The following is a 13,386-nucleotide window of genomic DNA, read 5'->3' on the forward strand; positions in this document are numbered from 1 at the left end:
CGGCCCCGCTGAAGATTAAGATGAGCATCGTTTAGGTTTCATCAACGTCATCGTTGTCGGGTTTCAGATGATCAGGCTCGCTGGTTTGCTGCACTCCTTGTGGAGTGTCACTCTTATCAGCCGGCGTAACCACTGCTGATTCCTCCACCTTCTTCTCTTTAGCGGTCGACTCCAATACCCGCACATGGGCAGGCGGTGGATTGCCGTTTTTGTTATCGCCAAAGTAAAGCGTTGTGTGCGGGAAGGGTATTTCGATACCCGCCTCATCAAAACGCAGTTTAACCAGACGATTGTAGGCGCGACCCACGGCCCACTGATCACCCGGCGTGGTTTTAATCACCACACGGATGTTCACGGAGCTGTCCGCCAGGGCGGTAACCCCCGCAACGGTCAGATCAGCCAGCAACTTGGTACCGAACTCTTCGCTGGCTTTAAGATCCTCAAAGGCCAGCTTGAGCTGCTCAATGGCTTCATCAATGCTCTCACTGTAGCCAATACCGTATTCGCCCACATGGTTGCCGTACTCGCGCATGTAGTTAGATACGGTATCCACGCTGGAGAACGGAACGATGTGGTAAGTACCGGACAGATCACGAATCCCCACAGAGCGGATACTTAACCGCTCAGCGGTACCTGTCACGCCACCTACCGTCACCACATCACCGGTGTTCATGGCATTTTCTACCTGGATAAACACCCCGGTGATAACGTCCTGCACCAGCTTCTGGGCGCCAAAACCAATCGCCAGACCCAGCACACCGGCACCGGCAATCAGCGGGCCAATATTGATGCCAATTTCCGACAGAACGATCATGCCAGTAATGGTCACCATGGCGATCGCCAGGGCATTACGGAACAGGCTGAGCAAGGTTTTCGCCCGCGCCGACGGTTCGCCGTAGCCGGTTTCCGGGTTGAGCTTATGCTCAATAAGGCTTGCCAGGCCCAGCCAAACGGCTAGCGCCACGATCAAAATCACCGCAACGCTGGTCAGGTTACCGACCAGCACGGCGCCACCTTCAGAGGCATACCAGGCGGCAAGATCAAAGGCGCCCCAAGCGTTCAGGACCACCATGATAACCACGATCAGAATGATGGTACGTAGCACACGTAACGCATTGGGCACGTAGCTGTTTAAACGCTTTTCAAGCAACGGTAGTTTGCGCCGCAGGTCGTCCGACAGCGTGATACGGCGACCAATGGTCTGGGTAAGAAAAGACGACACCAACAGTCCGACGACAATCGCGGCCAACGACTTCAGGGTGGCGTACATCACAAACGGCAGCGCATCGCCGGGGCGCGTTAGCGTCAATACAAACACGATCAAGAAGTACAGCAGCGCGAACAGGTGCCAGGTACGAGCAAATAACTGCAGCGAGACGCGGCTGGCAGTTAAGGTTGATTTTGCCGCCATCTCATTCAAATTATCGCGCAGGCGGGTGCGGTTTCGTAGTACCACGACCACCGCATAGATAAATGCCAACAGCATAATCAGCGTGCCGACGGCCTGACCCAACGAGGCTGCCACGTAGAAGTTAACCAGCGGCACTACCACCATCAGGCCGTAACCGACCATGCCGATCAAACGAGCTAGCCAGCGGTTCCAATAGGACGCCTCCTGGGCTGAAATTGGCAGTAGCCGCAGCCCTTCGTAGCGCGACGAGAACAGCATCCGCACACCGGCTTTGAGCAGCTCAATAATCAAGAATGCATTTAAAAACAGTGAGGCACGGGTGGAGAGTTCTCCGGCTTCCCCAATCGCAAAGGTGGCCAACAAATTACCGCCCACATAGGCCAAGCCGACGAGCAGTACATCAATGATCGCTGCAATCGCCACGCAGACAATCAAGCGCAGGACGGGGGTTAAATTATTGCCATTTAGCGACCAGCCACTGATTTTGGTAAACAGCGGCTTAGCTAGTCGCCGAACAATCATAAATAGCGCAAACGTAGCAACAATGACGATGCCTAGATTGATCGCCGCACTGGTAAAAGCGGCCATATCAAAAACACTGTCTGTCTCTTGCCCCGAGAACAGCCCTCCTACAATGCCAACCACTTGCTCAACCTGGCCACCCACATCGCTAACCACGCGACTGGTGAGTTCAGCTAATTGACGCGGTAGCGAGACATCTTCAGGGGCTATCTCACTGCCCTGAGCGGCGGCTTCTGGCGAAAGTTCATCGGCAACGCCATCAGGCAGTGATGAGGCTTGATTGCGCAACATCTCAATCAACTCTTGCCGCGACTGCTCATCCTCCAACAGACTGGCCAACGCTTCGTAGGATGTTGGCGCCTTCTCTGCAGAGGATGGCTCTGAACCATCGGCGCTGGCCGACTCACTTGATGCGCTCTGCGCCATTGCTGGCGTGGCGACTAAGGCAATCATTGCCAGTAGCCAGACACCTAGCCAGGGTAATAAACGAAGTGGCTTCACACCTAAACCTCCTTTTGGGTGAGTGCTGTGTTCAATCTAACGGCTGCCCGGTTTTACGCAAGCCAACGTTAGGCAACTGCTTACACTCTACACTGCATGCACAGCTTGTTAAAAAGTTGTACAGGGTAACATGACTTGATTAGTTAGGTGTTTCACTGGCACAGCGGCACTAGCCACTGCTGTGCCAGCAACAAGACAACGCCGTAACGCGCCCCTTTAGCAACCACAATCCAGGCCAGTGCCCGCCACCAGGGCAGCCGAAACACGCCAGCCAACACGGTGAGGGGGTCGCCAATAATCGGTGCCCAGGAAATCAACAGGCTCAACTCGCCAAAGCGGTGATACCACCCCTCTGCACGCGCCAAACTGCGTGGCGATGCGGGAAACCAGCGGCGATCCTGAAATCGACGCGCATAGCGGCCCATAACCACGTTGATCATGCTGCCGAGAGTGTTGCCCGCCGTGGCCACCAACCATATCCCCAGCGGCGGTTCGCCGAGACACCACAGCCGCGCTAGCCACACTTCCGAGCCTCCGGGCAGCAGCGTGGCGCTGACCAGAGCGACAAAAAACAGGCTCAGCATAGACTCAGCGGCCCACGTTAACGCGGCACCTGCCCACCCAACTGTAGAGTTATCTCATCGGCCGTTTGGCGAACCAGCGTGCCCAAAGTTAGTAAGCGGGCTTCCGGGATTCGCGCCACCGGGCCTGAAACAGAGATCGCCGCCATCGGGGCACCGTGTTCATCAAACACACAGGCAGCCACGCAGTGCAGGCCAACGGCATGCTCTTCACGGTCACAGGCAAAGCCCTGGGCACGAATCTTTTCGGTTTCCACATGCAGGGTGTCGGGTTGATAGAGTGTGTTGGCGGTCACTCTTGCCAGCTCGCGGCCATCCAGCAGCTGGGCGCGCTCATCATTGGGCATCCACGCCAGCAGCGCTTTACCTACGCCGGAGGCATGTAATGGCGCGCGGGAGCCTAGGCGGGTAATCATGCGCATCATCTGGGGTGATTCGTGCTGGGCTAGAAATACTGCCGTGGCCCCATCGCGAATGCCCAAATTAGCAGTCTCGCCGGTTTCTGCGGTTAAACGGCGCAGAAAGGGGCGGCTTGTGGCCACTACATCGCGGGCTTCAAGAAAGCTATTGCCGATACGGAAGGTTTTAACATCGATTCGCCATAGGCCCTGCTCGTTCTCCTGGGTCACAAACCCCTGGCTCTGCAAGGCTTGTAGCAAGCGGTGGGTGGTAGAGGGCGCCAATTCGGCCATTTCCGCCACTTCTGAAAGGGCCAACCCAAGCGGGCTGGCCGCAAGGTACTCCAATAGTGTTAAGCCACGTACCAGTGACTGGCTATGGCCTCCGCTGGCTTTGGCGGTACTCGCCGGACGACCGACCGTCCTGCGCTTGGCTTCACTCACCTAGCTTTCTCCTAAAAGGCGCTCCTAAAAAGACGCTCCTGCTACTTACTAAAAGCGCCCTTGCTGACAGCGCCTTACCTGAAAATACAAAAGACGTCAGGATAACGTGCCAACACAGTCCTTGTCGCGTTTACGGAAACGAATTCCATTCATTCAGAGATAGTAGGTCAGAGATAGCACGTCAGCGATGCCGCCACTGCGGTGATCGTTTGGTGATAAACGCATCGATCCCTTCGCTCACATCCTCGGCCAACATATTGCAGGCCATGGTTTCCCCGGCAAAGGCGTAGGCTTCGTCGAGCGGCATGGTGAGCTGACGGGCAAACATGGCTTTCCCCGTGCGCACCGCAACGGCGCTTTTAGCGCAGATACTGGCCGTCAGCTCCCTAGTTGCCTCATCCAACGTATCGTCCTCTGCTACACGATTTATCAAGCCCCACTCGGCGGCCTGCTCGGCGCTGATAAACTCCCCGGTCAGCAGCATCTCCATGGCGCGCTTACGGGCAACGTTTCGGGAAAGCGCTACCGCCGGGGTGGAACAAAATAGTCCAACGTTGATGCCGGAAACGGCAAAGCGGGCACTGCGCGCCGCCACCGCCAGATCACAGCTCGCCACCAGTTGGCAGCCCGCGGCAGTGGCGATGCCCTGGACCTTAGCAATCACCGGCACCGGCAAGTTCACAATGGCCTGCATCACCTCGCCACAGCGGGCAAATAACGTTTGGTAGTAGGCTTTATCGGGGTTGGCGCGCATCTGCTTTAGGTCATGCCCGGCGCAGAAGGCTTTGCCTTCGGCGGCAAGTACCACGCAGCGCACGCTGCTATCGTCGGCAATATCGGCTAACGCATCTTTGAGGGCTTGCAGCATGGCTTCCGAGAGCGCGTTAAAGCGCTCTGGTGCGTTCATCGTCAGCGTTGTGATGCCTTGCTGATCTAGGCGCTGCAGGATGGGTGCAGGTGAATCAGAGGTGATGGACATGGTGGACTCCTGATGTGAGTAACACATAGCCCATCAGTCTAGCGTAAACGCTTTTTTATCAAGCTTTTTTCATTAGCCGGGTATCGCGGCCTAAGGGGTGCGGCTCGCCGCGCTGTTTGGCTAGATCAATCTGGCGCTGGCGTTCGCGGGCGGCGGCGCGGGTCTTTTCCGGCAGCGAATCGATGCAGTGGGGGCAGCTAATCCCCGGCTCATAAGCGGATGACTGCATATCCTCGGCGGAAATCGGCATGCGGCAAGCATGGCACTGTTCGAATTCGCCTTTGCTTAAGTCGTGGCGCACCGTCACGCGGTTATCGAACACAAAACACTCACCTTTCCATAGTGACTGCTCTTCCGGGACTTTTTCCAGGTAGTTCAGCACGCCGCCTTTCAGATGGTAGACCTCTTCAAAGCCCTCTTTAAGCATAAAGCTGGAGGCTTTTTCACAGCGGATGCCGCCGGTACAGAACATCGCCACCTTTTTATGTTTTTCCGGGTCGTAGTGCTCACGCACGTACTCGGGAAACTCGCGGAAAGTGGTGGTTTTAGGGTCTATCGCCCGCTCGAAGCTGCCAATCGCCACTTCGTAATCGTTGCGGGTATCGATCACCAGCACTTCCGGGTCGGCAATGATGTCATTCCAATTTTCCGGCTCAACGTAAGTGCCTACGGTGTCGTTGGGGTCGATATCCGGCACGCCGAGGGTGACGATCTCTTTTTTGAGCTTGACCTTGGTGCGGTAGAACGGCGTTTCGTCGCAATAAGACTCTTTGTGATCAATATCGGCCAAGCGTGGGTCGGCGGTCAGCCAAGCCAGCAATCCATCAATGCCCTCGCGGCTGCCCGCCACCGTGCCGTTAATGCCCTCTTTAGCAAGCAGCAAAGTGCCCTTTACGTCGTTATCGAGCATGGTTTGGCGCAGCGGCTCGCGTAGCGCTTCAAAGTCGTTCAGAGTGACAAATTTGTACAGCGCTGCGACCACAATAGGCGGCGTTTGAACGGGTACTGACATGTAAAGCTCCAGGTAGTCACCCTCGCAAAGGGCGGACCGGGTTAGAAGAGGCCAGGATTTTACTCGAAAGCTAACCAAAAGTTTAGCGCTGGCAATCACATTTAATACATCGATTTATTCGACGGAAACGTGCAGAAAGCTTCAACCCATGCGTCTTCAACGAGGCGTATATTGTCATTATTCAATCTCACGCAACCTGCGGAGCACACCATGATTATTCGTCGTTCCAACGAGCGGGGCTACGCCGACCACGGCTGGCTACGCTCATTCCATACCTTTTCATTTGCCAACTACGTTGACCGCAACCATATGGGGTTTCGCGCCCTACGCGTGATCAACGAAGACCGCGTTGCTGGCGGCCATGGTTTTGGCGCCCACCCTCACCGCAATATGGAGATTATCTCCTACGTATTGGATGGTGAGATGGAGCATAAAGACAACATGGGCAACGGCGAGGTGATGCGCCCAGGCGATGTTCAGCGCATGTCGGCAGGCACCGGCGTGCTGCATAGCGAGTTCAATCACTCCAAGGAGAACGAGCTGCACTTTCTGCAGATTTGGATTGAACCCAAGCAGCTCGGCATTAAACCCAGCTACGAGCAGAAGGCTTTTCCTAGCGCTGAGCGTCAAGGTCAATGGCGTTTAGTGGCATCAGAAGAGGGTCGCGACGGGTCGGTGAGCATCAACCAGGATGTGAACCTTTACGCAGGCCTGTTTAGCGCGGGCGAACAGGCAACCGCGCCGCCTTCGCGCTACGCTTGGCTGCATGTTGTCAACGGCGAAATGGAAGTGAACGGTGAGACACTTAGCACAGGCGACGCCGCGGCGTTCCAACCGGATGAGGCGATTAACCTTACCGGCAAAGAAGCGGGCGAAGTGCTGCTGTTTGATCTTGCTTAATTAGCTGATCTCCTACATTAGCCAAAACGGCTCAATCCTAGCCTCTCTACACTAAGCATCAAGGGTGGCACCTGAAATATCCTCTTGCCGTGCCACCTGATTAACAGATAAATTGAGTGGTAGTAGAAATTTTTCGCCTATATTTCTTTGTGCGTTTAGGAAAATTGCTTTCATTAATCTAGCAAATTATGACAAATACGACCCGACTGTAGCTAACCTGACACAGGGATAGTTGAAGCCTAGTAACTAGCCGCAGGTATGCACTTGCTGGCTGAATTCAGATATACAGCTAAACTTATCATATGGTAAATTACGAAAAATAAACTAAAAATTATTATTTAGACATTAACCATGACAAAACTGACTGATGAAGTTTATACGACTTTACGACGAAAAATAATGGAAGGCGAGCTTGCTCCAAATGAGCAATTGAAGGAAGAGAGAATTGCGAAGTTACTTGATGTCAGTCGCACGCCGGTTCGTACAGCAATAAACCAACTGACATTAGATGGTCTTTTGTATAGGGAGCGAGGTCGTGGCTCTTTTGTATCTGCATGGAACACTGAGGATATTAAGGAAATTTTTGAGATAAGAATACAGGTTGAGTCAAAAGCAGCAGGTTTAGCTGCATTAAAAGCATCAGCTATGCATATTGAAAGTCTTTTAAAATGCTCTATGAAAATGGATGAGCTTGTAGAAAAAAAACCAGAAGATTATTTAAAAAACATCCAAGAAGAAAACCGCAAATTCCATTCTATTATATTAAAGGCTGCGGCATCCCCTCGACTTACTAAAATCACAAAAACACTTGTTGAAATACCTATAACAATAGGATTCTACATTTACTCCGATGAGGATATGCAAAGATCTATGCATCATCACCGTGAGTTAATACACGCCATCAGGATGGGATCGCAAGAATATGCAAGCGACGTTATGACTGTTCATTTAAGAGCAGCTCTATGCAGATTTTTAACTAATCGAGACATAAAGTAACAGTAAAATACTCTACTGCAAAAAAATGCTAAAAAGTTACAAAAATGAAGACCAGGGAGAGCAAACCTGGTCAAGCACATTCAGAGGGAAAATCACTTACTAAGTCACTGTTTAGCAATCAAAATCACAGGTTAAATATAGGTTAATAATTCAAAAAAAGGACCTAGATTTAACATTAGGAAGCCATAAAGCAGCCCTTATCGCTTAGTGCTTTCTCAACCCAGCTTCGGTCGCTGCAGCCTGCTTTTATCTGTTTAAGTTCTTCCTGCTCAGCTTTCTGTTTTTCCTGCGCTGCTTTTAGCAAGTCTTCAGCCTGCTCACGTGGCACACAAAGTACACCATCATCGTCACCAATGATTAAATCACCGGGTGAAACTACCATTCCGTCGATAGCGACCTGAACATTAATCTCTCCAGGTCCATCCTTATATGGACCACGGTGAGTAACGCCTGCCGCATACACTGGAAGTCCCAAGCTATGAATTTCATCAACATCACGGATGGCTCCATTGATGACAATGCCAGCAACTCCTTGACTTTCGGCATAATGCGCCATCAGCTCGCCCATCATGGCATTGGTAATATCTCCACCAGCATCGACAACGATGACATCGCCCTGCTGAGCCATGTCTAACGCCTTATGGAACATAAGGTTATCACCAGGGCGTGTCTTGACTGTAAGCGCAGCTCCTGACATTCTTCTTCCTCCACCATGAAAGGGACGAAGTCGTGGGCCAGCCGACGTCATTCTTGCCATTGAGTCACTAACATTAGCAACTGGCACCGTGTTGAAAGATGCGGCAAGCTCTGGCGTAACAATGTTTTGTCTTTGAAGTATACGAAATCCTATGCTCATTGCACTTGTCTCCTTGTTTGTGGACACCTACACCCATATTGGGTAGAAAAGTAAGTTGCTAAAAGCTTTAGTAATGATTACATGTTCACAACGAGTATGAATGAGTCATCCGTCTCTATTTTGTTTTGTGTTATCTAAGCTTCTTATTGCCATTCGTTTTCGCAAAGGATGACTAAATGCTTTTCTAATGAGAGGGCTAAGAAGAGAAATAGCAATAATCGATATTAGAACAATCGCAATTGAGCTTGAAAAAAGGACTGAAACATCCCCTCTTCCAATTAGCATCGCTCTACGTAGACTAGACTCAGCAATAGGCCCAAGAATAACAGCAAGAACGGCGGGAGCGAGTGGTATGCTCAGACGCTCCATGCACCAACCGAGAATTCCAAAGAAGAACATCAGCCATACGTCAAAAATACTGTTATTGATGGCATAGATACCTATGGACGTCAGAGCGATAATGATTGGTGCCAAAATCAATGGCGACATATACATGACATTAATGAATACTCTTGCCCCTAAACGCCCTATAAAAAATAGCATAATCGACGTCACTAGCATGGAGAGCATAAAACCGTAGGTAATGGGCGCAGACTGAGTGAATAGCTCTGGCCCTGGCTGTAGCCCATGGACAAGTAATCCACCAAGAATGACAGCAGATACTGAGCTACCTGGTATTCCTAACGTAAGCGCAGGTATCAGTGAGGAAGCATTATCAGCATTGTTAGCGCATTCAGCAGCTGCCACTCCTTCGGGCGCCCCCTTACCAAAGCGTGAACTATCTTTTGAAGCTCTCCTAGCTTCGTTCCATGAAAGCATGGCCGCGATATTGCCACCAGTTCCTGGAATAATACCAATAATTACACCAATGATGGATGAACGGCACCAGGTGGGAATAAAGAAGCTCCAGTTAATTTTTTCTTTATTAGTGCTGGGTTTTCCAGCGTCTTTACTTTTACTTAACGACGCCGCTTCCTGAGCAAGCGAAAGTGCCGGAGGAATAGCGTAAAGGCCTGTCAAAAGAACAAGGATGCTAATGCCACTTGTCAATTCTAGAACATCAAAAGTAAAACGCTCATTGCCCGACATACTATCGATGCCCACCATTCCTACTAGTAGACCAAAACAAGCACTGATCAAACCTTTTACCGGTACATCACTCAACAATACGGCGATGGCAACTAAACCAAAAACAGCTAACCAAAACAGTTCAATAGGACCAAATTTTAATGCGAATGACGCCAAAGGAGGGCTAATAAAAAGCAAACAAAGCGCACTTACCGAACCGCCTATGCAAGAAGACATAAGAGCAATCCTCATTGCCTTTAAGCCCTCACCTTTTTGCGCCATCGGGTTACCGTCAAAAACAGTAGCGATCCCGGCGGGGGTGCCGGGTATGCGAAGCAGAATGGCTGGTATTGCCCCCCCATACATAGCACCATTGAAAATCCCCGCCATCATGCCCAGAGCGACGAGAGGCTCCATAGTGAATGTTAAAGGAATAAGTACCGCAATTCCCATGGTGGCAGACAAGCCAGGTAAAGCGCCAATAAAGACGCCAACTGTCGTTCCCACTACCATCGCGATAAGCACTGGTGGCGAAAACAGCAGAGGTAAAGCACTTAATATATTATCCCACATATCGTGACCCTCAAAAAAATTGATTAAATAGCTCTGTTGGCAGAGGGCGTTCAAGCAACATTCGGAAGATTAGGTGGACGAGGACACTAAAGACTATTCCAGCTATCAATAGTGGCCTCCAACGACGATATCCCAGAATGAAACCAACAAAAGGTATAAAGATAATAAAAGAAGTGATAAACCCTAAAATCGGAGCTAAAGCGATTAAAATCGCACTTCCAAAAGTCAACGAAATAAAACGCCTAGCACCTGATTTCTCTATATTTAAAATTTCAGACTGGTTGCGACGCAACTTTAAAAAAGCCTGGAATGCCCACAATACTAATAGCAGTGTCATAACACTCAACACAGCGGTGGGTAAATACGCTGAAGTTCGTGGAAACCCTGAGGCATGAAATACACCTACAGCACTTAAACTTGCGGCTAATGTTGCTACCACCAATTCAATGTTAGCCAGTCGGATCATCACTCACGCTCCAAAGTTTAGAAAGCAGCACCAAGAGATTACCAATGGTGCTGCTTTTTTCATGAGGATTTATTACTCTTTCCCCCAAGGTGATTCATCCCAGAGCGTTTGGAAGCGAGTTTGCTGCTCTTCTAGCATATCTTGATATTCTTTTGGCCCGAGATAAGAAATAGGTAAAGACTGCTCATCAGCCGCTGTACGAAACTCTTGCTCCTCCAAAGCTGCCTGGGCGGCCTGCGAAATTCTTTCTATAATTTCTTGTGGCACACCTGCTGGTGCTGCAAGACCACGCGCAGACCCCATAGTGAGATCGTAACCAAGTTCTTTGAACGTTGGCACATCTGGAGCTTTCTCCCAGCGTCCTTCTCCCCCTTGAACTAATTGTCTAACTTGGCCTGCTCTAGCAGCGGACGCCACTTCACTTACATTAATAATACCCAAGTCTATATGACCACCCATTAAAGCCTGCCTCACATCAGCAGCACCAGGGAAAGGGACATGAGTCATCTCGATGCCAGCTTGTTGCTCTAATGCAAGTGCGGTCAGATGATCATCGCCACCAACGCCTGAAGTTCCATAGTTAACTTCACCAGGATGAGCTTTAGCGTACTCAACTAATTCTTCGAAAGTTTGAAAGGGGCTTTCAGGGTGTACGCTAATGCCAGCAGGATCGTCAATCACGTTAGCAATTGGATAAAGATCCGAAAGTTCATAGCGAGTATCACGTTCGATTGGGATCGTAAATACATTCGGGGTGTTTATAAAACCAATGGTATAGCCATCCGGTTTAGCGTTAGCAAGCGCGGAGAAGCCTACTTCACCCCCGGCTCCCGGCCGATTGATAACAGTAATGTCCCCATCTAGGTGTTTTTCCAAATAAGGGACAAGCGTCCTAGCGGCTACGTCTGTACCTCCGCCTGCTGAATAGGCGACGATCAATTCAATTGGTCGCTCAGGATAGTCGGCTAAAACTGAAGCTGAGACCAACGAGGTGGTACCAAGAATGATAAGAGTGCGGCTGAAAGCAAGAGGCATAGCAGTCTCCAATTTGTTCTTCACTGAATTATTGTGTTTATTTAAGTACAATGCCATCAAAGCACAGGCATTGGGACATCTCAAGGAAAAAGGTGAACATCTAAAAAAAAGGTCTCATAAATACGATAAACGCTTGAAATAAATAATAAAATAAAATATTAGACTTTTGTATAGTGCTCATTTCATGCCCTCCCATGTGGACAATCTTTAAAAATTGTATTTATATTGTTCATAGAGGTTGGAGGGGAGTGGATAGAGCATGTAAAGACAAATACCGCTTTGTAGAAATGAAATTACAACTAATAAACAACTTACCAGAAGCAACATTCCTCAAAGCGTATGACCGCTTGATAAATACATGATTTAACTGATATTGGCGTTATATTAAAAAAGCTCATTCTGATGGATAAAAAATCTACTTAACAATTACAGGATTAAGATATGACAGTATCTACCTATGTTTCAAACAGCCCTATGCCTTCAGCATCCGTCAAGTCAGTGTTTCGCCTTGATGTTTGGTATAACCCAATAATGGAGCAAATATTCAAGCACAGGACGGACTATAAGCTGACAACATTGGCTACGGATGCTGATGATGCCAATGTCCAAAAAGTACTTGGCAAGGCTCATGCTTATCAGATTTCCTCTGCAAAAGATGAGACGCCTTTACATTGGCGCGCCAATGCAGCGTTACTGGCTAAGACACCCAAGCTGCTTTGTGTCTCAACGTCGGGGGCAGGTTACGACACGGTGGATGTCGACGCGTGTACGCAGGCGGGTGTGCTTGTGTTGTGTCAATCGGGGGCGAACGCTGTATCAGTAGCGGAACATACCATCGGACTAATGATTTCTTTATCAAAGCGCCTCAGTGAGTCAGACCGCCGATTACGCAACGAAACTGGCTTCAGTCGTGAAAGCTTGATGGGCAAAGAACTGTGTGGAAAAACGCTAGGCCTAGTCGGAATAGGCCATATTGGGAGCCGTGTTGCTAGGCTTGCAAATGCGCTCGATATGCGGGTACTAGCTGTTGATCCAGAGCTAGACGCTTTAACTGTTGCCAATAGAGGCGCTGAAAAGGTGGCACTAGACGTGCTGTTAGCAGAGTCTGATTTCGTTTCACTGCATTGCCCGCGTAACGAAAGTACAGAAAAAATGTTTGATGCCTCAACATTCCAAGTAATGAAGCCCGGCTCAATCTTTGTAACAACAGCACGAGGCGGAATCCACTCGGAGTCAGCCTTGCAAGAAGCTTTAGAGGCAGGGCATTTAGCGGGTGCTGGTCTTGACGTTTGGGATGTAGAACCGCCCCCACTAGACCACCCTCTGTTGGCTATGCCCAATGTGGTAGCCACTTATCATACCGCAGGAGTGACCCATGAAGCCCGTAGAAACATAGCCTCGTGGGCCGCAGAACAGTTGATCAATACGCTCGATGGAAATATGCCGGCGCGACTTGTTAACCCTGAAGCATGGGAAAAATACTCTGAACGCTACGAAAAAATATTTGGTCATAAATGCGCGGAATGGAATTCTAACTTGTAAATATTGACATGACTTTTATAAGTAAAGAAATATTACTGAGTGAAACCTAGTGACTCTACCTCACTACTAAAACCTCAATAAATATAAAATACCTATGACTAT

Annotated in this window: 12 protein-coding genes; 3 read left to right on the forward strand and 9 right to left on the reverse strand. The window is 49.8% G+C overall.

Going from position 1 to position 13,386, the window contains the following annotated elements:
* Window positions 1-31: 31 nt before the first annotated feature.
* The 5 genes from ybiO to trhO form a co-directional block, all read right to left on the reverse strand.
* Window positions 32-2,434, reverse strand: a complete 2,403-nt coding sequence (ybiO, locus tag QEN58_RS18265) for a mechanosensitive channel protein (protein WP_280105016.1) — start codon at window positions 2,432-2,434, stop codon at window positions 32-34.
* Window positions 2,435-2,586: 152 nt separating this feature from the next.
* Window positions 2,587-3,018 (reverse strand): YqaA family protein, encoded by a 432-nt coding sequence (locus QEN58_RS18270; RefSeq protein WP_280105017.1) that lies wholly within the window; start codon window positions 3,016-3,018, stop codon window positions 2,587-2,589.
* Window positions 3,019-3,035: 17 nt separating this feature from the next.
* Entirely contained in the window at window positions 3,036-3,857 is an 822-nt protein-coding gene (locus QEN58_RS18275) for an IclR family transcriptional regulator (protein ID WP_280105018.1), read from the reverse strand.
* A 181-nt stretch (window positions 3,858-4,038) separates the two neighbouring features.
* Complete coding sequence (locus tag QEN58_RS18280; protein WP_280105019.1) at window positions 4,039-4,836, reverse strand: enoyl-CoA hydratase; 798 nt, start codon at window positions 4,834-4,836, stop codon at window positions 4,039-4,041.
* A 58-nt stretch (window positions 4,837-4,894) separates the two neighbouring features.
* Window positions 4,895-5,848: an oxygen-dependent tRNA uridine(34) hydroxylase TrhO gene (gene trhO, locus QEN58_RS18285; RefSeq protein ID WP_280105020.1), complete on the reverse strand. Its 954-nt coding sequence runs from the start codon at window positions 5,846-5,848 to the stop codon at window positions 4,895-4,897.
* A gap of 210 nt (window positions 5,849-6,058) precedes the next feature.
* On the opposite strand from trhO, the gene QEN58_RS18290 reads away from it, so the two are divergent.
* Together QEN58_RS18290 and QEN58_RS18295 are read left to right on the forward strand one after the other, a co-directional pair.
* Window positions 6,059-6,748: a pirin family protein gene (locus QEN58_RS18290; RefSeq protein WP_280105021.1), complete on the forward strand. Its 690-nt coding sequence runs from the start codon at window positions 6,059-6,061 to the stop codon at window positions 6,746-6,748.
* Between the two features lie 351 nt (window positions 6,749-7,099).
* Complete coding sequence (locus QEN58_RS18295; protein ID WP_280105022.1) at window positions 7,100-7,744, forward strand: GntR family transcriptional regulator; 645 nt, start codon at window positions 7,100-7,102, stop codon at window positions 7,742-7,744.
* Window positions 7,745-7,919: 175 nt separating this feature from the next.
* Here QEN58_RS18295 and QEN58_RS18300 read toward each other — a convergent pair whose 3' ends face one another.
* The 4 genes from QEN58_RS18300 to QEN58_RS18315 form a co-directional block, all read right to left on the reverse strand.
* The gene (locus QEN58_RS18300; protein WP_280105023.1) at window positions 7,920-8,600 is read right to left on the reverse strand and encodes an RraA family protein; all 681 of its coding nucleotides are present in this window, start codon (window positions 8,598-8,600) and stop codon (window positions 7,920-7,922) included.
* A gap of 105 nt (window positions 8,601-8,705) precedes the next feature.
* Entirely contained in the window at window positions 8,706-10,241 is a 1,536-nt protein-coding gene (locus tag QEN58_RS18305; RefSeq protein WP_280105024.1) for a tripartite tricarboxylate transporter permease, read from the reverse strand.
* A 10-nt stretch (window positions 10,242-10,251) separates the two neighbouring features.
* The gene (locus tag QEN58_RS18310) at window positions 10,252-10,707 is read right to left on the reverse strand and encodes a tripartite tricarboxylate transporter TctB family protein (protein ID WP_280105025.1); all 456 of its coding nucleotides are present in this window, start codon (window positions 10,705-10,707) and stop codon (window positions 10,252-10,254) included.
* Window positions 10,708-10,779: 72 nt separating this feature from the next.
* Entirely contained in the window at window positions 10,780-11,742 is a 963-nt protein-coding gene (locus QEN58_RS18315; RefSeq protein WP_280105026.1) for a tripartite tricarboxylate transporter substrate binding protein, read from the reverse strand.
* 441 nt (window positions 11,743-12,183) lie between these two features.
* Here QEN58_RS18315 and QEN58_RS18320 point away from each other — a divergent pair, with 441 nt between their 5' ends.
* Entirely contained in the window at window positions 12,184-13,284 is a 1,101-nt protein-coding gene (locus QEN58_RS18320) for a hydroxyacid dehydrogenase (protein WP_280105027.1), read from the forward strand.
* Window positions 13,285-13,386: the final 102 nt, after the last annotated feature.

The sequence above is a fragment of the Halomonas alkaliantarctica genome (assembly GCF_029854215.1).
Lineage (GTDB): Bacteria > Pseudomonadota > Gammaproteobacteria > Pseudomonadales > Halomonadaceae > Vreelandella > Vreelandella alkaliantarctica_A.